The following is a 21,983-nucleotide window of genomic DNA, read 5'->3' on the forward strand; positions in this document are numbered from 1 at the left end:
GGCTCATCCGGGCATGCGGGCCAGCACGATGCCGCCCTTCCGGTACAGCAGCCGCACCGGGCCGAGGGCTGCCAGGGCGTCGCTGCGGGTCAGGATCACCTGGCCGGGCCTCGGCAGCGGCGCCGCCGCCGGCGTGACGGCGCCGCGGTAGACCGAAAAGCTCGGCATATCGATGCGCCAGCTGTGCACCTCCCAGCCGGCGCGCCGGGCCAGCAGGGCCGCTTCCTTCAGCGGCCCCTGCTGCAACTCGGCCGCCGCCGGCAGCAGCAGACAGGCCAGGGCCAGCGAGCACAGCAGTCCGGCCAGGGCCAGGCGCCGCCACAGCGAGGCGCCGCGCCACAACGCCAGCCCGAGCACGGCCGCCAGCAGCGCCAGCGCGCCCAGCCGCCAGCCCGCGCCGAACACCTCGGTCCGGCCCAGCGCCTCGCGCACATAGGGGTTGCGGATGCCGGGGGGCAGGCCCTCCAGCAAGACCGGCAGGGCCGCCACCAGCCCGAGGAAGAGCAGCGGCGGCGTAAAGGCCAGCACATGCGAGCGCAGCGTGCCGCGCCCACGCGCCATCAGGATGAACAGCGGGGTCGCACCATACAGCAGGTAGTGCGGCAGCTTGGTGCCGGCCAGCGAAAAGAACACGAAGACGAACAGGAACCAGCACCACAGGAAGGTGTCGAGCGGCGCCGCGCGCGGATGCCGCAGCTTGCGCAGTCCGGGCAAGCTGCGCAGGAACAGCCCGGTATACGGCAGCAGCAGCACCAGGATCGCCGGCAGGTAATACAAAGGCCCGCCGCCATGCCCCTGCAGCGGCGAAAGGAAACGCTCGACGTTGTGGCGCATGAAGAAGCCGGCCAGGAAAGCATCCCCGCGGCTTACGTATTCGAGCAGGTACCAGGGCAAGGCGACCGCCAGCAGGATGGCCCAGCCGGCGGGGTCGCGCACCGCCCGCCCCCAGTCGGCCATTCTTCCCAGCAGCGAGAAGGCCAGCAGGCTGGCGGCGCCCGGCACCAGCAGCGCCACCGGCCCCTTGGTCAGCAGGCCGAGGCCGATCCACAGGAAGGCGCGCCGTCGCCACAAGGGCCGCGGGTCCCCGGCGTAGCGGACGATGTCGAACATGCTCAGCGCCAGGAAGAGGTTGAGCAGCGCATCGGCGGTCGCCCCGCGCCCGATCACGCCGACACCGGCCGTGCCGGCGGCAATGAAGGCCGCGGCGTAGCCGGTGTCGCGGTCGATGTGGCGGCGCGCGAAGGCGAAGACGGCCACGATCCAGGCGCTGGCGGCCAGCGCCGACGGCAGGCGCAGCGCGAACGCGTCCAGGCCCAGGATCCGCACCGACGCCGCCTGCAGCCAGTAGACGAGGATGGGCTTGTCGTAGCGCGGCTGGCCGTTCAGCCAGGTGGACACGTAGTCGCCGCGTTCGAGCATCTCGCGCGTGGCTTCGCCGAAGGCGCCCTCGTCGACGTCGAACAGGGGCAAGGCGCCGAGGTTCAGGTAGAGCCCGACCAGGACCGCGCCGGCCAGCAGCAGGGGCAGCAGCCAGGGCACCGCCTCGGCCGTTGCAGCCGCCCTGCCCAGCCGGCGTCCGTCGCCTCCCATGGGCCGCGGCAGCCCGGCGCCTTCCCTCAACGGACCGCCGCTCATGGCTGCGCCGCCTCGCCGGCGCGGCGCCCGTCGGCGGGGTCCGCTTCGCCCAGGCTGCCCAGGGTTTCGCGGACCAGGTAGGTGCGGGCGGCGCCGACCTCGAAATAGGTGCGCGCCAGCACTTCGGTGACGATGCCCGTGCAGACGAACTGCACCCCGATCACGACCAGCAGCACCGCCAGCAGCAGCAACGGCCTGCTGGCGATGGCCTCGCCCTCCCCCAGCTTGAGCCAGGCCAGCCAGCCCAGCGCCGCCATGCCGGCGAAGCCGCAGGCGAGGCCGATGCGTCCGAAGAAATGGCCGGGGCTGGCGCGGAAACGCACGAAGAAATACATCGACAGCAGATCGAGCAGGACCTTGAAGGTGCGCGACAAGCCGTACTTCGATTGCCCGTGGATGCGCGGGAAGTGGCTGACCTCCTCTTCGCGGATGCGGTCGGGCGAGGTCACGGTGGCCATCCAGGTCGGGATGAAGCGGTGCATCTCGCCGTACAGCCGGATCTCGCGCAGCACCGGGGCGCGGTAGACCTTCAGGGAGCAGCCATAGTCGTGCAGGCGCACCCCGGTGACGGCCGCGATCAGGCGATTCGCCAGCATCGAGGGCAAGCGGCGCAGCCAGAAGCTGTCCTTGCGCTCGCGCCGCCAGCCGACCAGCAGGTCGAGGTCCTCGTCGAGCAGGCGCCTCACCATGCGCACGATGTCGTGCGGGTTGTTCTGCAGGTCGCCGTCCATGGTGGCGATCACGCTGCCGCCGGCGGCGTCGATGCCGGCCTGCATCGCGGCGGTCTGGCCGAAGTTGCGCCGCAGGATGACCGCCGCCATGTGGCCGGGACTGGCGGCCACGGCTTCGCGGATACGCTCGGCAGTGCGGTCGCGGCTGCCGTCGTCGACCAGGATCAGCTGCCACGGCCAGGGCGCCGCCGCCATCGCCGCCTGCACCTGGGTACTCAGCGGCAGCACATTGTCTTCCTCGTCGTGCATGGGCACGACCAGCGACAGGGAATGCGGCTCCAGCGCCGCCTCGTGCTTACGCATGGCAGGCCCCATGGTGGCGGAACCACGCGACGAAGTGCGCGATGCCGGTGCGCAGCGGCGTGGACGGCGCCCAGCCGATCGCCCGCCGCAGGTCGTGGGTGTCGGCGCAGGTGGCCGCCATGTCGGCGCCGGGCATGGGCCGCGCCAGCCGCTCGGCGCGGTGTCCGAGCGCGTCCTCGAGGGCGTCGATGAATTCCGAGAGCTGCACCGGCTGCTGGTTGCCGACGTTGTAGATGCGGAAAGGCGCATGGCTGGTGGCCGGGTGCGGATCGAGCGGATCGAAGTCCGGATCCGGCTCGGCCGGCCGCCCGCACAGGCGCAGCACCGCTTCGACCACGTCGTCGATATAGGTGAAGTCGCGCAGCATGTGGCCGCCGTTGTAGACCTCGATCGGGCGGCCGGCCGCGATGGCCTTCGCGAACAGCATCGGCGCCATGTCGGGCCGTCCCCAGGGCCCGTAGATGGTGAAGAAGCGCAGCCCGGTGGTGGGCAGGCCGTAGAGGTGGCTGTAGCTGTGGGCCAGCAGCTCGTCGCTGCGCTTGGTGGCGGCGTACACGCTGACCGGGTGGTCGACCGGGTCGTGCTCCCTGAACGGCAGGCGGCGGTTGGCGCCGTAGGTGCTGGAACTGCTGGCGTAGACCAGGTGCCCGAGGYCGTGGCGGCGGCTGCACTCGAGCACGTTGGCGAAGCCCGCCACATTGTTGATCACGCATTCATGGGGATGTTCGGAGGAATAGCGCACGCCGGTCTGGGCGGCCAGATGGATGGCCAGTTCGAAACGGTGCCCGCGGAACAGGGCGTCCAGCGCGGCACCGTCGGTGACGTCCATGCGGCAAAAGCGCAGGCCGGCGGCATCGCCCAGCGCGGTCAGGCGCCTTTCCTTCAGCCCGGGCTCGGCGCAGGGTCCGAGGTGGTCGATGCCGACCACCTCATGTCCCTCGGCCAGCAGGCGGCGCGCCAGGTGCATGCCGACGAAGCCGGCCACTCCCGTCAACAGGATCATCGGTTTCCCTCCGCGGTCGGGGCGAAGCGGCCCCGGTTCGCCACCGAGTTTAGGGAGCTGAGGGTGCGGCTATGCCGAACGGATCAAACGTGCGCGGAGTGCGGGCGGCGTTATTCGGCGCGCGGCATGATGGCGCTTCGTGCGACAATCCTGGCGCTTGAGAGAACCATAACGATAACAATGACAAACAGCTTCAAGGCATCACAGCACATTCGCCGCCTGGCGGCACTCATTGTCGGACTGGCGGCCTGCGCCGGCGCGTGGGCCATGGACGTGCGCGTCGTCGGGCAGGAAGCCATCGCGCCCAAATGGGTGGCCCTGCCCGGGCGGGTCACCGGGATCTGTCCGGACGTCATGGCCGCGATCGAGCGCATCGAGCCGCGCCTGCATTTCATGGGCTACGACCGCAGCCGCTCGCTGCCCGGCATCGAAGCCGGGCTGGAGTCGGGCAGGCTGGACGCCGCCTGCGCCCTGATCGCCTCGCCGCGCCGCAATGCCATCGCGGTACCGGTGGGCAAACCGGTGTACGTCGCGCGCCATCTGCTGGTGGCGCGCGCCGGCGACACGGCCGTGGTGCGCGACATGCAGGACCTGGTGCGACTGGGCGCGCTGGTCACGACCCAGCGTGGCTCGGTGTTCACGGACTGGCTGAAAGCGGGCGGCGTGCAGGTCGACGACGCCACCGACGACAACGGCGTCAACCTGCACAAGATGCTGGCCGGACACGGCCGCTTTGCTTACCTCAACGAAGTGACCCTGCAGCACTACATCCACAGCGAGGGGCTCGGCCCGCGCGTGCGCGTGCTCCCTGTGGTCCTGGGCGCCGCGCCTTCGTATTTCTGGGTGAGCCGCAAGGCCGATCCCGACCTCGCCCGCCTGCTCGGCGCCGCGCTCGAGAAGCTCAAGGCGGACGGCGAGCTGGACCGCATCTACACGCGCTGGACGGGCTTGCACTGACCCGTCGCGCCGGATCAGGCCGGCGTAAGCAGCTTCAGGCCGACGATGCCGGCCACGATCAGGCCGATCGACAGCAGGCGCAGGGCGCCGGCCGGCTCGCCCAGCATGATCATCCCGAACACGGCGGTGCCGACGGTGCCGATGCCGGTCCAGATGGCGTAGGCGGTGCCGAGCGGCAAGGCGCGCAGGGCCAGGCCCAGCATGCCGACGCTGCCCGCCATCGTTGCCAGGGTGAACACGGAGGGCCACAGGCGGGTGAAGCCGGCGGTGTATTTCAGACCCACGGCCCAGGCCACTTCCAACAGTCCGGCAACCACCAGATACGCCCAGCTCATCGCAACTCCGCTCATCTTCATTCAAAGGGCCGCAAGTATAGCACCGGCGCCATGGACTCACCTGCGGCCGGCGCGTCAAAAACGAGGCGATCCCGGCAGGAATTGCGCGTGTGCTTTAAGATGACACGGCCTTACTGAATCCCCAGTCAACAAGAACAGGAGTAGCAATGACTTCGTTGTTTGATCCATTGAAAGTCGGCGCGCTGGAGCTGCCGAACCGCATCGTGATGGCGCCGCTGACCCGCTCGCGCGCCGCCGGCGAAGGCCGCGTGCCGAACGCCCTGATGACCGAATACTATGGGCAGCGCGCCTCGGCCGGCCTGATCCTGTCGGAAGCCACTTCCGTGACGCCGATGGGCGTGGGCTATGCCGACACCCCGGGCATCTGGTCCGACGAGCAGGTCGAGGGCTGGAAACAGGTGACGGCGGCCGTGCACCAGGCCGGCGGCCGTATCTTCCTGCAGCTGTGGCACGTGGGCCGCATCTCCGATCCGCTGTTCCTGAACGGCGACCAGCCGGTGGCCCCGTCGGCGCTCAAGCCGGCCGGCCACGTCAGCCTTGTGCGGCCGGTCAAGGAATACGAGACCCCGCGCGCCCTCGACCTTGAAGAGATCCCGGGCATCGTCGCCGCCTACCGCAAGGGCGCGGAGAATGCGAAGAAGGCCGGCTTCGACGGCGTCGAGATCCACGGCGCCAACGGCTATCTGCTCGACCAGTTCCTGCAAGATAAGACCAACCAGCGCAGCGACGCCTACGGTGGCTCGATCGAGAACCGCGCCCGCCTGATGCTGGAAGTGACGGACGCCTGCATCGAAGTCTGGGGCGCCGACCGCGTCGGCATGCACCTGGCGCCGCGCCGCGACGCCCACGACATGGGCGATTCGGCCCCGCTGGAAACCTTCGGCTATGTCGCCCGCGAGCTGGGCAAACGCGGCATCGCCTTCATCTGCGCGCGTGAAGCGGTCGGCCCGGACAGCCTCGGTCCGCAGCTGAAAGAGATCTTTGGCGGCGTCTACATCGCCAACGAAAAGATGAGCAAGGAAAGCGCCGAGGAGCTGCTGTCCAGCGGCAAGGCCGACGCGGTTGCCTGGGGCCAGTGGTTCATCGCCAACCCCGACCTGCCGGCCCGCCTGAAGACCGACGCCCCGCTGAACCCGGCGCGTCCGGACAAGTTCTACGCACCGGGTGCGGAGGGCTATACCGACTATCCGGCCTTGCAGGCGAACGGCTAAGCGCTTTTGCCGCCCTTCGATATATGCATGCATATATCGAAGGGTATTTACTTCCCCCTACAGGCGGCGAAGGCAGCAAAAAATCTCCGTTCCGGCCGGCATATCAGTACGATTAATGTTGCTGACATGCTATTCTTGCGCGATTCATTCCCAGACCATCGCCGCAAGGATAACCGTGAAAACTGCTCTTCGCCTGATGCCGCTCGCCATCGCCGCCGCGCTGGCCTTCGCTCCCGCCACCCATGCCGCCACCGCCGCCGCGCCGCGCGCCGAAAACGCCTTCCTGTCGCAACAGGATGCCGCCGCCCGCGCCGCCCGCGTCTCGAACGTCGACTACGTGCTCGACTTCACGCTGACCGGCAAGGAGAACTTCAGCGGCACCACGACCCTGAGCTTCGACCTGAACGACGCGTCCAGCCCGCTCACCATCGACCTCGACAAGGCCAGCGTCAAGTCGGTGACGGTGAACGGCAAGAGCGTCACCCCGCAGTACAACGGCTGGTTCATCACCCTGGCCGCCGGCGACCTGGTCAAGGGCCGCAATACCGTCGCCATCGCGTACGAGCGTCCGCACAGCACCAACGGCGAAGGCCTGCACCGCATGGTCGACCCGGTCGACGGCCGCGTCTACACCTATTCCCACTTCGAGCCGGCCGCCGCCCACCAGATGTTCGCGGTGTTCGACCAGCCCGACCTGAAGGGTACCTACCAGGTCAACGTGACCGTCCCCGCCGACTGGGAAGTGATCTCGACCACCCGCGAGACGAAGATCGATGCCGATGGCGATGCCAAACGCTGGACCTTCCCCAGGACCAAGAAGCTGAGCCCGTATAACTTCTCGATGCACGCCGGCCCCTACAAGAAGTGGGAAGACAGCAGCGGCAAGTACCCGATGCGCCTGTTCGCGCGCCAGTCGGTTGCCTCGCAGATCAAGCCGGCCGAGTGGTTCAAGTACACCAAGTCCGGCCTCGCCTTCTTCGACGACTATTTCGGCATCCCCTACCAGTTCGAGAAATACGACCAGATCCTGGTGCCGGACTTCCTGTATGGCGCGATGGAAAACGCCGGCGCCATCACCTTCGCCGAGCGCGGCTTCATGTACAAGGCCGACATGACCTCGGAGCAGCGCCAGCGCCTGGCCGCGGTGATCATGCACGAGATGGCCCACCAGTGGTTCGGCGACCTGGTCACCATGAAGTGGTGGAACGGCCTGTGGCTGAACGAGAGCTTCGCTTCCTTCATGGGCACCCTGGCTACTGCCGAAGCCACCGAGTTCAAGGACGCCTGGCGCGCCTTCTACTCGGAAGGCAAGCAGAGCGCCTATGCGCAGGACCAGCGCTCGACCACCCACCCGATCGAGGTGCCGGTGCCGTCGACCCAGAACGCCTTCGACAACATCGACGCGATCACCTATTCGAAGGGCGCCTCGACCCTGATGCAGCTGCGCCACCTGCTGGGCGCGGACACCTTCCGCAAGGGCGTGCACAACTACCTGGTCAAGTACCAGTACCGCAACGCCACCCTGGACGACTTCATCGGCAGCCTGGGCGACGCCGCCGGCCGCGACCTGAAGGGCTGGACCAGGGAGTGGCTGTACCAGCCGGGCGTGAACACCATCGCCGCCAGCTTCAGCTGCAAGAACGGCAAGATCGCTTCGTTCACGCTCGATCAGTCGGCCACGAAGCAGTTCCCGACCCTGCGCGAACAGCGCGTGCAGGTCGCCAGCTTCCGCCTGGACGGCAAGGAACTGAAGCTCGACAAGAACGTCGCCATCATCTACAAGGGCGCGAAGACGGCCGTGCCGGGCATGGTCGGCGCCAGCTGCCCCGACCTGGTGTACCCGAATTTCGAGGACTGGGGCTTCGTGAAGGTCCAGCTGGACAAGCGCTCCTTCGACACCGCGCGCACGGGCCTCTCTGGCGTCGACGATCCGCTGCTGCGCGCCATGCTGTGGCAGAGCCTGTGGGACGGCGTGCGCGACGCCAAGCTGCCGCTCAACGAATTCATCACCACCGCGCTGAACAACGCGCCGCAGGAGAAGGACTACACCCTGCTGGGCGACGTGCTGGGCAAGGTCGGCGCGGCCCGCCATTACCTCGTCGCCATCGACCCGAACAGCGCCTACGCACGCCAGGTCGACCGCCAGCTCGAGGACATGGCCTGGAACGCCGCCGTCGCCGCCAAGGGCAACGACGACTTCCAGCGCCGCTGGTTCGGCATGTATATCGGCGTGGCCAGCTCACGTCCGGCGCTGGACCGTCTGGCCGCCCTGCTGGAAGGCAAGCAGACGCTCGACGGCCTGAGCATCAACCAGGACCTGCGCTGGGCCATCATCGCCCGCCTGAACCGCTACGACTATCCGGGCGCGGCCAACCTGGTGAAGGCCGAGCAGGAGCGCGACAAGTCGGACAGCGGCCAGGCCGCGGCGCTGGCGTCGACGGTGGTGCGTCCGGACCCGGCGGTGAAGTCCGAGTGGCTCGGCACCATCCAGGACACCAAGACCAAGCTGCCGTTCTCGAAGGTGCGCACGGCGATGGGCAGCCTGTATCCGACCGAGCAGAAAGCCCTGGCCGAGAAGTCCGCCGACCAGCGCCTGTCCCTGCTGCCGCAGCTGGACAAGACGGCCGGCCCGGTCTACATGCGCGCCTACGGTCCGAGCATGATCCCGTCGGGCTGCACCCCGGCCAGCGTCAAGCGCCTGCAGGCCGCCAGCGCGCAGATGAAGAACCTGTCCGCCGGCACCCGCCGCGCCCTGCTCGACACGCTGGAAGAAGACCAGCGCTGCGTGGCGATCAAGCAGGCCTTGACGGTCAAGTAAGCAAGCCCGCCGCATGAGCTACGGCGCCGGCGCAGCAGGTTTCCCTCCCAGGAACCGCGCTGCGCTGGCGCTGATTTTTTTCATGCATATGGCGATGCTGCCGGCCTGGATGCGGCATCGTCCGGCGCCCATGCCGGAGACGCCGGAGGCGGCAACCTGGCTGCTGCTCACCGTGCCCGAGCTACCGCCGTCGACGCCGTCGAAACCCGAGGCGCCGGCCGCGCCGGGCTATCCGAGGCCGCGGGCCGGGCGCCTGCCGCCGATTGCCGATTTCTTCGGCAGCCCCTTGCCGCCAACGGCGAAGTCCGGCCCGCCGGCCGCCACCCCTGCCGATCCCTCTCCCGCCGCCGTGCCTGCGGCGCCCACTGTCCCGCGCCTCGAAGACGCGCATGCGCCAACCACCGTGCAGGACGCGATCCGCGAACAGAAGGAAGCCGACGGCGGCTTCGCCCTCGGGCTGGCGAAGCGCCAGGCCGGCCGCATCGACCGCGTGCTGCGCAATGGGAAATCCGGAGTGCCAGACGAGCCGGACACGCCGATGGGACGCTTCCGGCGCGGCCTCGAAGCGGCCCATGTCGACCGCTCGAAGAGCGTGCACTTCGACACCTATACCTCGCCGGACGGCACCGTCATCTACCGCAAGCGGATCGGCAACGGCAGCATCTGCCGGCGCGGCGGCAACATCAGTCCGCTCGGCATGGGACGCATGGCCATGGGTAACGAGGTGGCCGATAACATTCCCTGCCCCAGTAACGTGGAGTGGAAAAAAGACTGAGAGCGCTCAGCGCTTGCCGCCCGGGCTGTCGGCGCCACTTTTCGACGCCGCAGGCGCCGCCACGCACATTTCGGCCACCCGTTCCCACGCACCCTCCCCCTGGCAACCGAGTGGCGGATGCTCCTGCAGCAGCTTGCCCAGCTCGACCGGCTTCATCTGGTTGACGCTGACCTTCGGATCGATCTTGATGCACATGACGTCCTGCCAGGCGGCCTGGACGTTGCGCGGAATCGGGATCGGCCCGCGCAGCTTGCGCGCCGCGGCTTCGCATTCGCCCATGCTGCGGAACTCCCCGCGCAGATTGGCCTGGTCGAGGGTGACGTCCAGCCCCGACTGCAGATACAGCAACAGAATCATCGTGTACATCGGCTCCCCCGCGTTGAACGGATGCTTGACCACATTAGCGCCCTGATGTTCCCGGCGCACGCCTGAGCTGCATCATCTCCGCCTTGATTGTCGCAAAGCCCGTCCTGGCGTGTCGCATGCACCGGCTGTAGAATGGCCGGCCCTACCGCAAACGCCAGGAAGGAACCGTCTTGAACTGGGATCATGCAAACCCTTTCACGCTCCCGCGCGTGCCGGTCGCCGCCGATATCGATGGGCTGAACCATACCAATAACGCCGTCTACGTGCGCTGGTGCGAGCAGATCGGCTGGGCCCATTCGGAATCGCTCGGGCTCGGCCTGGAGGATTACCGGCGCCTTGACCGCGCGATGGCGATCCGGCGCGGCGAATACGATTACATCCTGCCGACCTTCGAGAACGAGGAACTGCTGCTGGCCACCTGGCTGGTGGGCGGCGACGGCAAGCTGTCGATGGCGCGCCGCTTCCAGCTGGTGCGCGCCAGCGACGGCGCCACCGTGCTGCGCGGCCGCTGGGACCTGGTCTGCATCGAGATCGGCAGCGGCAAGCCGCGCCGCATGCCGCAGGAGTTCCTCGCCGCCTACATGCCGGCGATCGTCGACTGAACCCCTTGTGCCAATGTCACATGCGCACACGATTGATTTGACATGCTGAATCTGACATGTCACCATTCCTTTCTGTGTTGCAACAATTTTCGCTTTCCGACAAAAAAACATCGCCATGACCGCCGCCACCGACCTGTCTTTCACCGCGCCCGGCCTCCATGGCCAGCTGGCGCAACTGAATGCCGAACAACTCGACCGCCTCGACTTCGGCGTGATCGGCTTCGGCGCCGACACCAATGTCTGCAAGTACAACCAGACCGAATCCGACGCTGCCGGCCTGAACGCCGCGCGCGTGCTGGGCCAGCCGCTGTTCACCAACGTCGCGCCCTGCATGAACAATTTCATGGTGGCCCAGCGCTTCGAAGACGCCCAGGATGAGGGCACTACGCTCGACGACACCATCGACTACGTGCTGACCCTGCGCATGCGTCCGGTGAAGGTGAAGCTGCGCCTGCTGGCCGAGCCGGGCAGCGAGCAACGCTACGTGCTGGTACAGCGCAAGCTGTGAGCGCCGACGCGCACGCCCGACTGGCGGCCGAGCATGAGGCGCTGATCCAGTTCCTCTACCTTGCCCCGGTGGGTCTGGTGCAGACCGGCATCGACGGCGAGATCGTGATGATCAATCCGATCTCGGCCCAGCTCCTGATGCCGCTCTCGCGCGACGCCAGCCTGACCAATCTGTTCACCGCGCTGGAAGACGTGGCGCCGGAACTGCGCCACCTGTGCGCAAGCTTCGACCGCCCGAGCGGCATGATCTGCGACGGCCTGCACATCCACCTGAACAGCGGCGCCGCCGGCAAGCGCATGCGGGTGCCGCAGGTGCTGTCGCTGAGCCTCCTGAAGCTGGACGGCTCGCGCCTGATGGCGGTGCTGCAGGACGTCAGCGAGCAGGTGCGCCGCGAGCGCCAGCTGCGCCAGAGCGACGCCTGGCTGAACGCCCTGCTGACCAGCATCAGCGACTATGCGCTGGTCGGCCTCGACCGTGAAGGCCGGGTCAGCTGCTGGAACGAGACCATCGCCCGCGTCACCGGCTTCCAGCCCTCGGTGGTCGGCCAGCCCTATTCCGTGTTCTATCCCGAAGGCGCGACCACCGCCGAGCAGGTGCAGGACCGCCTGCACGAAGCCGACGCCAATGGCTGGAGCCTGGACGAAGGCCCGCGCCTGCGTGCCGACGGCAGCCAGTTCTGGGGCAGCGCCATGATTTCGCCGCTGCCGGACCGCGAGCCGGACCTGCCCATCGACGGCGAGGCGGCCTACTGCCTGGTCCTGCGCGACATCAGCGACAAGCGCGACACCGTCGACAAACGCCGCAAGTCGGCGTTCTGCGACCACCTGACCGGCGTCGCCAACCGCCGCGCCTTTTTCGAAGCGGCCGAACTGGAGCTGACGCGCAACCGCCGCACGCCGCGCCCGATCGCCCTGGTCCTGTTCGACGCCGACCACTTCAAGCAGATCAACGACCGCCACGGCCACCCGGCCGGCGACTGCGTGCTGCGCCAGCTCGGCGCGGCCCTGTCGCTGACCTTCCGCCAGGTCGACGTGGTGGCGCGCGTGGGCGGCGAGGAATTCGCCGTGCTGCTGCCGTCCTCGACCCTGGACGGCGCCGCGGCCGTGGCCGAGCGCCTGCGCCGCCTGGTCGAAAGCCAGCCGGTGACCTGCGACGGCGTGTCGATCGCCTACACGGTGAGCGCCGGCATCGCCGCAGTCGACGCCGGCGAGACCATCGACCTCGACACCCTGATCAAGCGCGCCGACCGGGCCCTGTACGCCGCCAAGGCGAACGGCCGCAACCGGATCGAATGCTGGAGCAAAGACCTCAATGCACACGAATAAGCCGATCAACCATGCCGATGCCTACGAAGCCCTGGTGCAGTTCCTGTACCGGGCCCCGATCGGCCTGGTACAGGCGAGCCTGGACGGCGCGGTCGACATGCTGAACCCGATGTCGTCCAGTCTCCTGATGCCGCTGGTGCGCGACGGCAGCATGGACAACCTGTTCACCGTGCTGGCCGGCGTGGCGCCGCAGCTGCGCGAACTGACCGACAACTTCACCGAGCCGTCCGGTTCGGTGTGCGAAGGCCTGCGCCTGCAGCTCGGCGACGCCGCCGGACCGGGCGCGCCGCAGTGGCTGTCGCTGTCGGTGCTGAAGCTCGACCCGACCCGCCTGATGGCGGTGGTCACCGACGCCACCCACGAAGTCCAGCGCGAGCAGGAAAGACTGGCGCGGCGCCTCAAGACCGCCGCCCACACCGATGCCCTGACCAGCATGCCGAACCGCGAAGCCCTGCTGGAACAGGCGCAGCAGATGCTGGGCCGCTCCTGCGGACTCGATCCGAACCGCGGCGGATTCGCCCTGCTGTTCATGAATTGCGACCGCTTCCGCCAGATCAACGACGCCCTCGGCCAGAGTGCCGGCGACCGCCTGCTGGTGCAGATCGGCGAGCGCATCCGCGCTACCCTGCGCCCGCCCAGCGACCGCATCGATCCGAACGGCGGCAGCGGCCAGCTGGCGGCCCGGGTCGGCGCCGACGAATTCGCGGTGCTGCTCGACGGCCTGCGCAGCCGTGACGATGCCGAGCGCATCGCGGCGCGCCTGCTGGAGGCGCTGGGCCGCCCGCACCAGCTGCCCGGCGGCCAGGAAGTCACCTGCAAGCCGTCGATCGGCCTGGTCTGGGGCGCCGATGCCGGCGACTTCGCCGGCGAGATGCTGCGCGACGCCAGCATCGCGATGGTCGAGTCCAAGCGCGCCGGCGGCAACCAGTGCACCATGTTCGAGCCCGCCATGCGCGAACGCGCCGCGCGCCGCGCCGACATCGAGTCGGACCTGAGACTGGCCCTGCTCGAGGATCAGCTGTTCGTGGTCTACCAGCCGGTGGTCGGCCTGCGCGCCGACGGCGGCACCGACCTCTCGGCCGGGGTCGAAGCCCTGGTGCGCTGGCAGCATCCGGCGCGCGGCGTGGTGCCGCCCTTCGAATTCATCCAGGTGGCCGAGGAATCGGGCCTGATCGGGGCGCTGGGCGACTTCGTGCTGCGCCGCGCCTGCCGCGACTTCATGGGCTGGCAGCGCGAACTCGGCGACGCCGCCCCGCGCCTGCTGGCGGTGAACCTGTCGCGCGCCCAGCTGGCCCAGCCGGACTGGCCGACGACGGTGCGCGGCGTGCTGATTGATGCCGGCATGCATCCGTCCCAGCTGCAGCTGGAAGTGACGGAAAGCCTGGCGGCCCAGGACCAGCAGGTGCAGCAGCGCCTGCACGAGCTGAAGGCGATCGGCATCACCCTGGCGCTGGACGACTTCGGCACCGGCTATTCCTCGCTGTCCAGCCTGCACCAGCTGCCGGTCGACACGGTCAAGATCGACCGCTCCTTCGTCTGCCAGGCCGACACCAGCCAGCACCACCGCGTGCTGATCGAAGCCACCGTGAAGGTCGCCCAGAGCCTGGGCATGAGCACGGTGGCCGAGGGCATCGAGACCGAAGCCCAGGCCGCCGCCGTGCGCGGCCAGCAATGCGCCAAGGGCCAGGGCTATCTGTTCAGCCGGCCGCTGACTTCGGCCGCCCTGCTGGACTGGCTGCGGGCCGGCCTGTACGAAGCGGCTTGATCAGCGCATCGCCAGCGGCCGTCTCCGTTGCGGCGGCGGAAACCCGGCATCCAGCTGGGCCAGGTCTTCGGCGCTGAGCGACGGCGCCAGGTCCAGCGCGGCGCGGTTCTCGCGCACGTGCTGCGGCCGCACCGCCTTCGGGATCACCACCACGTTTTCCTGCCGCAGCAGCCAGGCCAGCGCCACCTGGGCCGGCGTCACGCCATGGCGGCCCGCCACCGCCGCCAGTTGCGGATTGCCCAGCAGGCCGGCCTGCTCGTTCGGATTCGACTCCAGCGGCGAATAGGCCATCAGCGGGATGCGCCGCTCGCGGCACCACGGCAGCAGCTCCCATTCGATGCCGCGCCGGGACAGGTTGTACAGCACCTGGTCGGTGGCGATCAGTTCGCCGCCGGGCAGCGCCGCCGCTTCCAGCATGTCGTCGAGGTCGAAGTTGCTGACGCCGAAGTCGCGGATCTTGCCATGCTCGCGCAGGCGGACGAAGGCTTCCAGCGTCTCCTCCAGCGGCACGTTGCCGCGCCAGTGCAGCAGGTAGAGATCGATGCTGTCGGTCTTCATGCGCCGCAGGCTGCGCTCGCAGGCCGCCTGCACGCCGCGGCGGTCGGCATTGTGGGGATAGACCTTGCTGACCAGGAACACCTGGTCGCGGCGGCCGGCGATCGCCTCGCCCACTACTTCCTCGGCGCCACCCTCGCCGTACATCTCGGCGGTGTCGATCAAGGTCACGCCGAGCTCCAGCCCGAGGCGCAGCGCCGCTACTTCGCCGCGGCGCGCGGATGGATCCTCGCCCATATTCCAGGTGCCCTGGCCGAGCACGGGAATCCGGCTTCCGGATGGCAACAGCAATCCCTTCATGCTTCCTCCCTTGCGTAAAAGCCAACCATACCGCAGACACGGCATGCAGCAAAGCGCCGCATGGGTTTGTGCGCGCACAAGAGCGAGATTGAGGCAGCCGGGTTTCCGCGCCCCTGCGAGGCGCACACTGGGCCGCTTAGAGCCGACAGGTTCTTACCGGCCCCATGCCTTGCGACCATGACACTGACGCGCTTCCTTTTCTTTCTTCTAGTCCTTGCCATGACAGGCTGCACCGTCAAGGACAACCATCCGGTGGCGGTCACGCCCCAGATCGTGCCGACCGAGCTCTACGTCGCGCCGGACGGCCTGGACAGCAACCCCGGCACGCCCACGGCACCGCTGCGTTCGCTGGCCCGTGCGGCCCAGCTGGTCACGCCCGGCACCACGGTCAACGTGCTGCCCGGCACCTACCAGGGCGGCTTCCGCACCAGCGTCAACGGCCTGGCCAATGCCCGCATCGTGTTCCGCTCCACCGAACGCTGGCAGGCCCGCCTGGTGCCGCCGCCGGTCTCGCGGCACGAGGTGGCCTGGGACAACCGCGCCAGCTACGTCGACATCCTCGGCTTCGAGGTCGACGGCTCGGCCCACGTTGCCGGACAAGCCTGGACTACAGGCATCTACAGCGCCGGTTCCTATAATCGCATCGCCGCCAACCACGTGCACCACATCGCCACCGGCCAGCCCTGCACCAGCAAGGGCGGCGCCGGCATCGCCGTCGACAGTTATTACAAGGGAATGTTTTCCGAAGTCGCCAGCAACAGCGTGCACGACATCGGCCCGCCCGGCTGCCGCTACGTGCAGGGCATCGCCATGAGCACTTCGGGCACGGTGCGCAACAACATCGTCTACCGCGTGACCGAAGCCGGCATCCACCTGTGGCACGACGCCAACCGGGTGGTGGTGGTCAACAACACGGTCACGGCCTCGAACACCGGCATCCTGGTCGGCGGCGGCGACTTTTATCACAGCAAGGAGCCGAACGACCATACCCACGTGTTCAACAACATCGTGTTCGACAACCGCTACGGCATTTCCGAACAGGGCGCGACGGGCAAGCACAACAGCTACCGCAACAACCTGGTGTTCGGCAACCGCGGGGCGGACTGGCGCCTGGCCGAGGGCATGCGCCAGTCCGGCACCGTCGCCGCCGCACCCGGCTTCATCGGCTACTCGCGCAGCGGCACGCCGGACTTCCGCCTGGCGGCGGATTCACCGGCGATCGGCAAGGGCCTCGAACATGGCGCCGACGGGCCCGACTTCTACGGCAAGCTGCGCGGGCCGGCGGATGCGGTCGACATCGGCGCCTGCCAGCACTGAGATCAAGAGCGTTTGACGCTCTACAGGATCTCGTTCACCCGTTCCGAAGGCCGGCACAGGCGCACACCCTTCGGCGTGATCACGAAAGGCCGGTTGATCAATATTGGATTGGCGACCATGGCGTCCAGCAGGGCCTCGTCGTCGGCGCCGTCCAGTCCCAGCTCGGCGTAGCGTGCTTCCTTGCTACGCACCGCCTCGCGCACCGACAGGCCGGCGTTCGCGATCATTTCCCTCAGCTCCTCGCGTGCGGGCGGATTGGCCAGGTAGTCGACCACTTCGGGTTCGTGGCCGGCGTCGCGCAGCAGGCCGAGCGTGGTGCGGGAGGTGCCGCAGCGCTGATTGTGAAAAATCTTGATATCCATCGTTAAATCCCAGGTTGCAGAATGCGTGAGTCTTGTTGCTCAGGCGAGGCATGATACCGACGGCGCTACAACGCTTCCAGTTTTTTCGCTTGTCCGGCGTTTTTTCCCGCTATAGAATCGCCGCTTTATTTGCCGGGACGAAATGAAAGAAGCCCGGTTGAAAGAGACACAATGCAAGAACACCTGACGCGCCCGGCACAGCTGCCGACCTGGGGCCAGCGCACCGCCCTGCGCCTGCTGAACCTGATCGGCTGGAATCTCTATTTCAAACCCCTGCCCGGCCCGCACGGCATCGCCGTGGTCTACCCGCACACCTCGAATCTCGACTTCTTCGTCGGCCTGCTGGCCAAGTGGGCGGTCGGCCTGCAATTCCGCTGGCTGGCCAAGGATTCCCTGTTCCGCGGCCCGATGGGCGCCATCATGCGCTATTGGGGCGGCGTGGCCGTCGACCGCAGCGCGCCGCAGGGCGCGATCCGGCGCCTGGCCGAGACCATGCTGGCATCGAAGTGGTTCTGGCTGGCGATCACGCCGGAAGGCACGCGCGGCTACCGTCCCTACTGGAAGAGCGGCTTCTACCGCATCGCGCTGGCGGCCCAGGTGCCGGTGCTGCTGGTGTCCATCGATTACGGCAAAAAGGTCGTCGACGTCACCAAGACCATGACCCTGAGCGGCGACGAAGCCGCCGACATGGCCGCGATCGCCCAGGCCTACGAAGGCGTGCAGGCGAAGTATCCAAAGGATGCGGCGCCGATCCGCCTGGCCGAGCCGGGCACCGACGACGCCCGCAAGCAGACCTCGGGCAAATAAGCGGAGCGCTCAGACCGACCAGGATTCGTCGCTGGCGGACAGGGCGTCCCAGGCTTTCGCGGTGGTCAGGAAGACCTGGCCGCTGAGGCGATCCAGCAGGCTCGATTCCTTCAGCCTGTCCATCACCGGTCCCTTCACCTCGGCCAGGTGCAGGCGCACGCCGCGCCGGCCGAGTTCCGCATTCAGTTCCAGCAGGCCGAACAGCGCCGAGGTGTCGATCGCATTCACGGCCGACAGCACCAGCACCAGCTCGCGGGCGCCCGGATGCAGCGCCAGCTCTTCTTCGACCCGCGCGTGGACGGCTTCCACGTTGCCGAAGAACAGGCCGGCATCCACGCGCAGCAGCAGCACGCAGCTGCGGATTTCGACCTCGTACCGGTCGACGTTGCGGAAATGTTCGGTGCCGGCGATGCGGCCCAGCACCGCGATATGCGGCCGGCTCTCGCGCCAGATCATCGCGCCCATCGACAGCAGCAGGCCGAGCACGACGCCGGCCTCGACGCCCAGCAGCAGCACCCCGCCGGCGGTGGTCAGCAGCGCCAGCGCGTCGGCGCGGTCGTAGCGCCAGGCGGTGCGCAGGGTCGCGGTCTCCAGCATCCCGAGCACGGCGACGATGATGGTGGCCGACAGCACCGGCAGCGGCAGCAGGGCCAGCCAGCCGGTCGGGAGTACCAGGGCGGCGCCCAACAGCGCGGCCGCGGTCACCCCGGCCAGCTGGGTGTTGGCGCCGGCCGCGAAATTGACGGCGGAACGCGACAGGCCGCCGGTGACGGGAAAGGCGCCGCTCAGGAAGCTGCCGACGTTGGCCGCGCCCAGGCCGACCAGCTCGGCGTCGGTGGACAGCTTTTCCCCCTTCCGGGCCGCCAGGGTCTGGGCGCCCGACATCGAGATCAGGAAGCACATGAAGCCGATCAGGAGGGCCGGCTGGAGCAGCGCCCGCCAGTGCGCGTTGGAGACGGCCAGGTTCAGCTGCGGCAGCCCGGCCGGCACCTGGCCGATGGTCCGCACGCCCATGCGGTCGAGCCCGAAGATGGCGACCAGGGCGATGGCGCCGGCCACCAGCGCCATCGGCGCCAGGCGCGCCCCGACATCGGCGGCGCCCGGTGCCAGGCCGCAGCGCCTCAGCAAGGCGGCGCCGTGGCGGCGCGCCAGCATCAGCAGCGCCAGGGATCCGAGGCCGAGGGCGGCGCTGGGACCGTGCCAGTGCGGCGGCGCGGCGCCCAGCAGGGGGCGGACCTGGCCGACCGCGATCACGATCGCGGAGCCGATGGTGAAACCGTTCATCACCGGGCGCGAGAAGAAATTGGCGAGGAAGCCGAGCCGCAGCAGGCCGCAGGCCAGCAGCACCAGCCCGGACAGCAGGGCCAGCTGCGCGGCCAGCTCGCCGTACAGCGCGCTGCCATGGCTCGCCAGCGGCGCCAGGCTCGATGCCGTCATCAGCGCGACGATCGCCATCGGCCCCACCGATTGCGTGCTGCTGGTGCCGAACAGCGCGTACAGCAGCGGCGGTGCGATGCTGGCGTACAGGCCGGTCACCGGCGGCAGTCCGGCCACCAGGGCGTAAGCCATGCCCTGCGGGATCATCATCATGGCGACGACGGCGCCCGCGCCCAGGTCGCCCGGCAGCCAGGCGCGCCGGTAGCCCTTCAACCAGCCCAGCATCTATTGCATCGCCAGTTCGACGCAGTTGCGCCCCGCCCGCTTGGCGCGCGCCATCGCGGCGTCCACCCGCCGGGACAGGGAATCGGCGCTCTCCTGCTCGCCCAGCTGGGCCACGCCCAGGCTGACGGTCACGTGGTCGCAGCCGGGAATCGCGGCCTGCTCGACCGCCTGGCGGATCTTCTCGGCCATCTTGAGGCCGTCGATGGCGCTGGTGTGGGGCGCGATCACATGGAATTCCTCGCCGCCCGATCGCACCAGCACATCGCTCGAACGCAGCACCGCGCGCACGCAGTCGGCCACCGTGCGCAGGACGACGTCGCCGACCGGATGGCCGTAGTTGTCGTTGATGGCCTTGAAGCGGTCGATGTCGAAGGACAGCAGGGCCAGCGGGGTGCGGTAGCGGCGCGCGCGCCGCACCTCGCGCTCGAGCAGTTCCTCGCCGTGGCGGCGGTTGGCGACGCCGGTCAGGGCGTCCATGGTCGACACATAGGTCAGGCGCGCCAGCAGTTGCTCGCTCTCGATGTTCATGTCGATCTGGCGCTGGCCCAGCGCGGCCATGGCGGCGCAGTCGCGCAGGGTGTCGAAGACTTCCGGCGCCAGCGCCGCGCCGTCGTCGAGCAGCAGCGACAGCGCGCCGCGCGGGGCGCCGGGACCGTCGGCCGGCACCGGAATGCCCAGCGCCTGCACCACGCCGTGCGCGCCCAGGGTCTCGGCCAGCGCCGGCTCGCCGGCCTGCTCCAGGGTGTCGAGCAGGACCAGTTCACCGCTGGCGGCGGCCAGCAGGCCGGGGAAGGCATGGCGCAGCGGCGCCTGCAGCAGGCGCTCGCCACGCTGCAGCAGCGCCGCCAGGCGCAGGCCGGCGGCCGGCCCGCGTCCCGATTCGGCCTCGAGCTGCAGGTCGTTGTCGCCCCGCAGCTGGAACATGGCGGCGTGCAGTACGCCCGGCCACGCCAGCAAGGCCCGGCACAGGCGCTCGGCCAGGCTTTCTTCTTCGCCTTCCTCGAGCGCCGCCTGCACGCGGGCGCGCAACGCCAGCAGCGCACGCAGGGCGCCGGCATCGGCGGCCGGGGCGCCGCCGGCAGGCGTCTCCAGGCATGCGCGCACCACGCCCTGCAGGCGCGGCGCTTCGATCGGCGTGATCGCATACGCGGCCGGGCCGGATGCATTCAGCAGCGGCAGCCAACGGGCGTTAGCGAAGGGGCACAGGAGCAGCACCCGGGCACCGCCGCGGCGCGCCAGCAGGCCGCCCAGCGCATCGAGATCGATGCCCGGCTCGAAGCGTTCGAGGTCGACGATCAACAGGCGGGGCGCCTGTGCGGCCAGCAGTGCGAGCGCGGCCTCGGGGCTATCGGCCAGGTCCAGGCGCGCGAACAGCGGCCCGCAGGCCTGGGCGAAGTCGGCGCGGCGCGGCGCCATCGGGCTGAGGTAGATCCCGGTCCATCCTGCATCCTGCTCGGTCAGCTGCGACATCTGCACTCCTGGAAAAGCTGAAGGTATAGCGTGCTACGGGCTGAAGTTTGCCACAAAGCACCATGCGCGCCTAGCAATTGCGGCGCTGTGTGTGGAAGCGCACGGTAGCGAAGCCCACCCGGCGGGAATACTGAAGGATGACGTACTACCGAGTGCACAAGGAGATCGGCATGGCAAACCAGGATGATGTAGCGAACAAGCAGAAAGCGATCCAGAACCGCCAGGACCAGCTGGACGGCAGCATGCAGAAAGGCGATCATGGCTCGGGCGCAGGCGAAGTGAAACCAGCCCAGACCGGCATCCGGCAGCCGTCGGGCGATTTTCCGGCCCAGCACCTGGCCAAGCCCGGCCTCGAAGCCCAGATGGAACTGAAGCCGAAATTCATGGCCGAGCACTACAAGGGCAGCGGCAAGCTGGCCGGCCAGGTGGCGATCGTCACCGGCGGCGATTCCGGCATCGGCCGCGCGGTCGCGGTCCTGTTCGCGCGCGAAGGCGCCGACGTCGCCATCCTCTACCTGAACGAGCACGAGGACGCCGCCGAGACCCAGCGCCACATCGAAGCCGAAGGACGGCAGTGCGTGACCGTGTCCGGCGACGTCAAGGACATGGAGTTCTGCCAGCAGGCCGTCGACCAGATCGTCGCCAGGTTCGGACGCCTGGACGTCCTGGTCAACAATGCCGCCTTCCAGGAGCACGCCGAGTCCCTGCTCGACCTGGACGAGGACCGTTTCGACGAGACCATGAAGACCAACGTCTACGGCTACTTCCACATGGCCAAGGCCTGTCTGCCCTACATGAAGCGCGGCGCCGCGATCGTCAACACCGGTTCCGTCACCGGCCTGAAGGGATCGAAGAAACTGCTCGACTACTCGACCACCAAGGGCGCCATCCACGCCTTCACGATGTCGCTGGCGGCCAACCTGCTCGACAAGGGCATCCGCGTGAACGCCGTGGCCCCGGGCCCGGTGTGGACCCCGCTGAACCCGGCCGACCAGTCGCCCGAGGACATCACCAAGTTCGGCCAGCAGACCACCTTCGGCCGCCCGGCCCAGCCGGAAGAGCTGTCGCCGGCCTACGTCTACCTGGCGTCGAACGTGTGCTCGGGTTATGTGACGGGCGTGGTGCTGCCGATTACGGGTTCGGTGGGCGAGTGAT

General features: G+C 68.6%; 20 protein-coding genes. 11 read left to right on the forward strand and 9 right to left on the reverse strand.

What is annotated here, in order from left to right; all coding sequences use genetic code 11:
* Positions 1 to 3 precede the first annotated feature (3 nt).
* From AC1DIX_RS05840 to AC1DIX_RS05850, 3 genes are read right to left on the reverse strand one after another with little or no spacing between them, the layout of a single operon-like run.
* Entirely contained in the window at positions 4 to 1,635 is a 1,632-nt protein-coding gene (locus tag AC1DIX_RS05840; RefSeq protein ID WP_477322716.1) for an ArnT family glycosyltransferase, read from the reverse strand.
* Positions 1,632 to 2,669, reverse strand: coding sequence for a glycosyltransferase family 2 protein (locus tag AC1DIX_RS05845; RefSeq protein ID WP_477322718.1), 1,038 nt, complete (start codon positions 2,667 to 2,669; stop codon positions 1,632 to 1,634). Before AC1DIX_RS05845 ends, AC1DIX_RS05840 begins: the two co-directional genes overlap by 4 nt.
* Entirely contained in the window at positions 2,662 to 3,672 is a 1,011-nt protein-coding gene (locus AC1DIX_RS05850; RefSeq protein ID WP_477322720.1) for an NAD-dependent epimerase/dehydratase family protein, read from the reverse strand. Before AC1DIX_RS05850 ends, AC1DIX_RS05845 begins: the two co-directional genes overlap by 8 nt.
* A 180-nt stretch (positions 3,673 to 3,852) precedes the next feature.
* Here AC1DIX_RS05850 and AC1DIX_RS05855 point away from each other — a divergent pair, with 180 nt between their 5' ends.
* Entirely contained in the window at positions 3,853 to 4,629 is a 777-nt protein-coding gene (locus tag AC1DIX_RS05855) for a substrate-binding periplasmic protein (protein WP_477322722.1), read from the forward strand.
* Positions 4,630 to 4,643: 14 nt separating this feature from the next.
* Here AC1DIX_RS05855 and sugE read toward each other — a convergent pair whose 3' ends face one another.
* Entirely contained in the window at positions 4,644 to 4,964 is a 321-nt protein-coding gene (sugE, locus tag AC1DIX_RS05860) for a quaternary ammonium compound efflux SMR transporter SugE (RefSeq protein ID WP_441933409.1), read from the reverse strand.
* A gap of 167 nt (positions 4,965 to 5,131) precedes the next feature.
* On the opposite strand from sugE, the gene AC1DIX_RS05865 reads away from it, so the two are divergent.
* The 3 genes from AC1DIX_RS05865 to AC1DIX_RS05875 all read left to right on the forward strand — a co-directional run bounded on the left by AC1DIX_RS05865 (position 5,132) and on the right by AC1DIX_RS05875 (position 9,789).
* Positions 5,132 to 6,196 carry an alkene reductase gene (locus AC1DIX_RS05865; protein ID WP_477322724.1) on the forward strand — a complete coding sequence of 355 codons (1,065 nt, stop codon included), beginning with the start codon at positions 5,132 to 5,134 and terminating at the stop codon, positions 6,194 to 6,196.
* 175 nt (positions 6,197 to 6,371) lie between these two features.
* Complete coding sequence (gene pepN, locus AC1DIX_RS05870) at positions 6,372 to 9,014, forward strand: aminopeptidase N (protein ID WP_477322726.1); 2,643 nt, start codon at positions 6,372 to 6,374, stop codon at positions 9,012 to 9,014.
* 13 nt (positions 9,015 to 9,027) lie between these two features.
* On the forward strand, positions 9,028 to 9,789 hold the full coding sequence (locus AC1DIX_RS05875; protein ID WP_477322728.1) for a hypothetical protein: 762 nt from the start codon (positions 9,028 to 9,030) through the stop codon (positions 9,787 to 9,789).
* A 6-nt stretch (positions 9,790 to 9,795) separates the two neighbouring features.
* Here AC1DIX_RS05875 and AC1DIX_RS05880 read toward each other — a convergent pair whose 3' ends face one another.
* Positions 9,796 to 10,155, reverse strand: a complete 360-nt coding sequence (locus tag AC1DIX_RS05880) for a hypothetical protein (RefSeq protein ID WP_477322730.1) — start codon at positions 10,153 to 10,155, stop codon at positions 9,796 to 9,798.
* 170 nt (positions 10,156 to 10,325) lie between these two features.
* On the opposite strand from AC1DIX_RS05880, the gene AC1DIX_RS05885 reads away from it, so the two are divergent.
* The 4 genes from AC1DIX_RS05885 (at position 10,326) to AC1DIX_RS05900 (ending at position 14,355) form a co-directional block, all read left to right on the forward strand.
* Positions 10,326 to 10,757 carry an acyl-CoA thioesterase gene (locus AC1DIX_RS05885; RefSeq protein ID WP_477322732.1) on the forward strand — a complete coding sequence of 144 codons (432 nt, stop codon included), beginning with the start codon at positions 10,326 to 10,328 and terminating at the stop codon, positions 10,755 to 10,757.
* A 115-nt stretch (positions 10,758 to 10,872) separates the two neighbouring features.
* The gene (locus tag AC1DIX_RS05890; RefSeq protein WP_477322735.1) at positions 10,873 to 11,265 is read left to right on the forward strand and encodes a phosphonate transporter; all 393 of its coding nucleotides are present in this window, start codon (positions 10,873 to 10,875) and stop codon (positions 11,263 to 11,265) included.
* Positions 11,262 to 12,590, forward strand: a complete 1,329-nt coding sequence (locus tag AC1DIX_RS05895) for a sensor domain-containing diguanylate cyclase (RefSeq protein ID WP_477322737.1) — start codon at positions 11,262 to 11,264, stop codon at positions 12,588 to 12,590. Before AC1DIX_RS05890 ends, AC1DIX_RS05895 begins: the two co-directional genes overlap by 4 nt.
* Positions 12,577 to 14,355, forward strand: coding sequence for a putative bifunctional diguanylate cyclase/phosphodiesterase (locus AC1DIX_RS05900; protein WP_477322739.1), 1,779 nt, complete (start codon positions 12,577 to 12,579; stop codon positions 14,353 to 14,355). Before AC1DIX_RS05895 ends, AC1DIX_RS05900 begins: the two co-directional genes overlap by 14 nt.
* On the opposite strand, the gene AC1DIX_RS05905 is transcribed toward AC1DIX_RS05900, so the two are convergent.
* Positions 14,356 to 15,210: an aldo/keto reductase gene (locus tag AC1DIX_RS05905; RefSeq protein ID WP_477322741.1), complete on the reverse strand. Its 855-nt coding sequence runs from the start codon at positions 15,208 to 15,210 to the stop codon at positions 14,356 to 14,358. It lies immediately after the preceding gene.
* Positions 15,211 to 15,429: 219 nt separating this feature from the next.
* On the opposite strand from AC1DIX_RS05905, the gene AC1DIX_RS05910 reads away from it, so the two are divergent.
* Positions 15,430 to 16,527 carry a DUF1565 domain-containing protein gene (locus AC1DIX_RS05910; RefSeq protein ID WP_477322743.1) on the forward strand — a complete coding sequence of 366 codons (1,098 nt, stop codon included), beginning with the start codon at positions 15,430 to 15,432 and terminating at the stop codon, positions 16,525 to 16,527.
* Between the two features lie 20 nt (positions 16,528 to 16,547).
* Here AC1DIX_RS05910 and arsC read toward each other — a convergent pair whose 3' ends face one another.
* A complete protein-coding gene (arsC, locus tag AC1DIX_RS05915) occupies positions 16,548 to 16,889 on the reverse strand; it encodes an arsenate reductase (glutaredoxin) (RefSeq protein ID WP_441933428.1) in 342 nt (113 codons plus the stop codon).
* Positions 16,890 to 17,060: 171 nt separating this feature from the next.
* On the opposite strand from arsC, the gene AC1DIX_RS05920 reads away from it, so the two are divergent.
* The gene (locus AC1DIX_RS05920) at positions 17,061 to 17,696 is read left to right on the forward strand and encodes a 1-acyl-sn-glycerol-3-phosphate acyltransferase (protein ID WP_477322745.1); all 636 of its coding nucleotides are present in this window, start codon (positions 17,061 to 17,063) and stop codon (positions 17,694 to 17,696) included.
* A gap of 9 nt (positions 17,697 to 17,705) precedes the next feature.
* Here the strand turns inward: AC1DIX_RS05920 and AC1DIX_RS05925 are convergent, their stop codons facing one another.
* A complete protein-coding gene (locus AC1DIX_RS05925) occupies positions 17,706 to 19,358 on the reverse strand; it encodes a SulP family inorganic anion transporter (protein ID WP_477322747.1) in 1,653 nt (550 codons plus the stop codon).
* Positions 19,359 to 20,828: a GGDEF domain-containing protein gene (locus AC1DIX_RS05930; RefSeq protein ID WP_477322749.1), complete on the reverse strand. Its 1,470-nt coding sequence runs from the start codon at positions 20,826 to 20,828 to the stop codon at positions 19,359 to 19,361.
* A gap of 170 nt (positions 20,829 to 20,998) precedes the next feature.
* On the opposite strand from AC1DIX_RS05930, the gene AC1DIX_RS05935 reads away from it, so the two are divergent.
* Positions 20,999 to 21,982 carry an SDR family oxidoreductase gene (locus AC1DIX_RS05935; RefSeq protein WP_477322751.1) on the forward strand — a complete coding sequence of 328 codons (984 nt, stop codon included), beginning with the start codon at positions 20,999 to 21,001 and terminating at the stop codon, positions 21,980 to 21,982.
* The last annotated feature ends 1 nt before the right edge of the window (position 21,983 follow it).

Source organism: Massilia sp. 05N420, assembly GCF_056397205.1.

Excerpts from the sequence above, each read along its gene's own strand:
- AC1DIX_RS05840 (WP_477322716.1), bottom strand. The coding sequence starts at position 1,635 with ATGAGCGGCGGTCCGTTGAGGGAAGGCGCCGGGCTGCCGCGGCCCATG.
- AC1DIX_RS05920 (WP_477322745.1), top strand. The coding sequence starts at position 17,061 with ATGCAAGAACACCTGACGCGCCCGGCACAGCTGCCGACCTGGGGCCAG.
- AC1DIX_RS05900 (WP_477322739.1), top strand. The coding sequence starts at position 12,577 with ATGCACACGAATAAGCCGATCAACCATGCCGATGCCTACGAAGCCCTG.
- AC1DIX_RS05935 (WP_477322751.1), top strand. The coding sequence starts at position 20,999 with ATGGCAAACCAGGATGATGTAGCGAACAAGCAGAAAGCGATCCAGAAC.
- AC1DIX_RS05855 (WP_477322722.1), top strand. The coding sequence starts at position 3,853 with ATGACAAACAGCTTCAAGGCATCACAGCACATTCGCCGCCTGGCGGCA.
- sugE (WP_441933409.1), bottom strand. The coding sequence starts at position 4,964 with ATGAGCTGGGCGTATCTGGTGGTTGCCGGACTGTTGGAAGTGGCCTGG.
- AC1DIX_RS05880 (WP_477322730.1), bottom strand. The coding sequence starts at position 10,155 with ATGTACACGATGATTCTGTTGCTGTATCTGCAGTCGGGGCTGGACGTC.
- AC1DIX_RS05925 (WP_477322747.1), bottom strand. The coding sequence starts at position 19,358 with ATGCTGGGCTGGTTGAAGGGCTACCGGCGCGCCTGGCTGCCGGGCGAC.
- AC1DIX_RS05865 (WP_477322724.1), top strand. The coding sequence starts at position 5,132 with ATGACTTCGTTGTTTGATCCATTGAAAGTCGGCGCGCTGGAGCTGCCG.
- arsC (WP_441933428.1), bottom strand. The coding sequence starts at position 16,889 with ATGGATATCAAGATTTTTCACAATCAGCGCTGCGGCACCTCCCGCACC.
- AC1DIX_RS05890 (WP_477322735.1), top strand. The coding sequence starts at position 10,873 with ATGACCGCCGCCACCGACCTGTCTTTCACCGCGCCCGGCCTCCATGGC.
- AC1DIX_RS05875 (WP_477322728.1), top strand. The coding sequence starts at position 9,028 with ATGAGCTACGGCGCCGGCGCAGCAGGTTTCCCTCCCAGGAACCGCGCT.
- AC1DIX_RS05905 (WP_477322741.1), bottom strand. The coding sequence starts at position 15,210 with ATGAAGGGATTGCTGTTGCCATCCGGAAGCCGGATTCCCGTGCTCGGC.
- AC1DIX_RS05910 (WP_477322743.1), top strand. The coding sequence starts at position 15,430 with ATGACAGGCTGCACCGTCAAGGACAACCATCCGGTGGCGGTCACGCCC.
- AC1DIX_RS05930 (WP_477322749.1), bottom strand. The coding sequence starts at position 20,828 with ATGTCGCAGCTGACCGAGCAGGATGCAGGATGGACCGGGATCTACCTC.
- AC1DIX_RS05845 (WP_477322718.1), bottom strand. The coding sequence starts at position 2,669 with ATGCGTAAGCACGAGGCGGCGCTGGAGCCGCATTCCCTGTCGCTGGTC.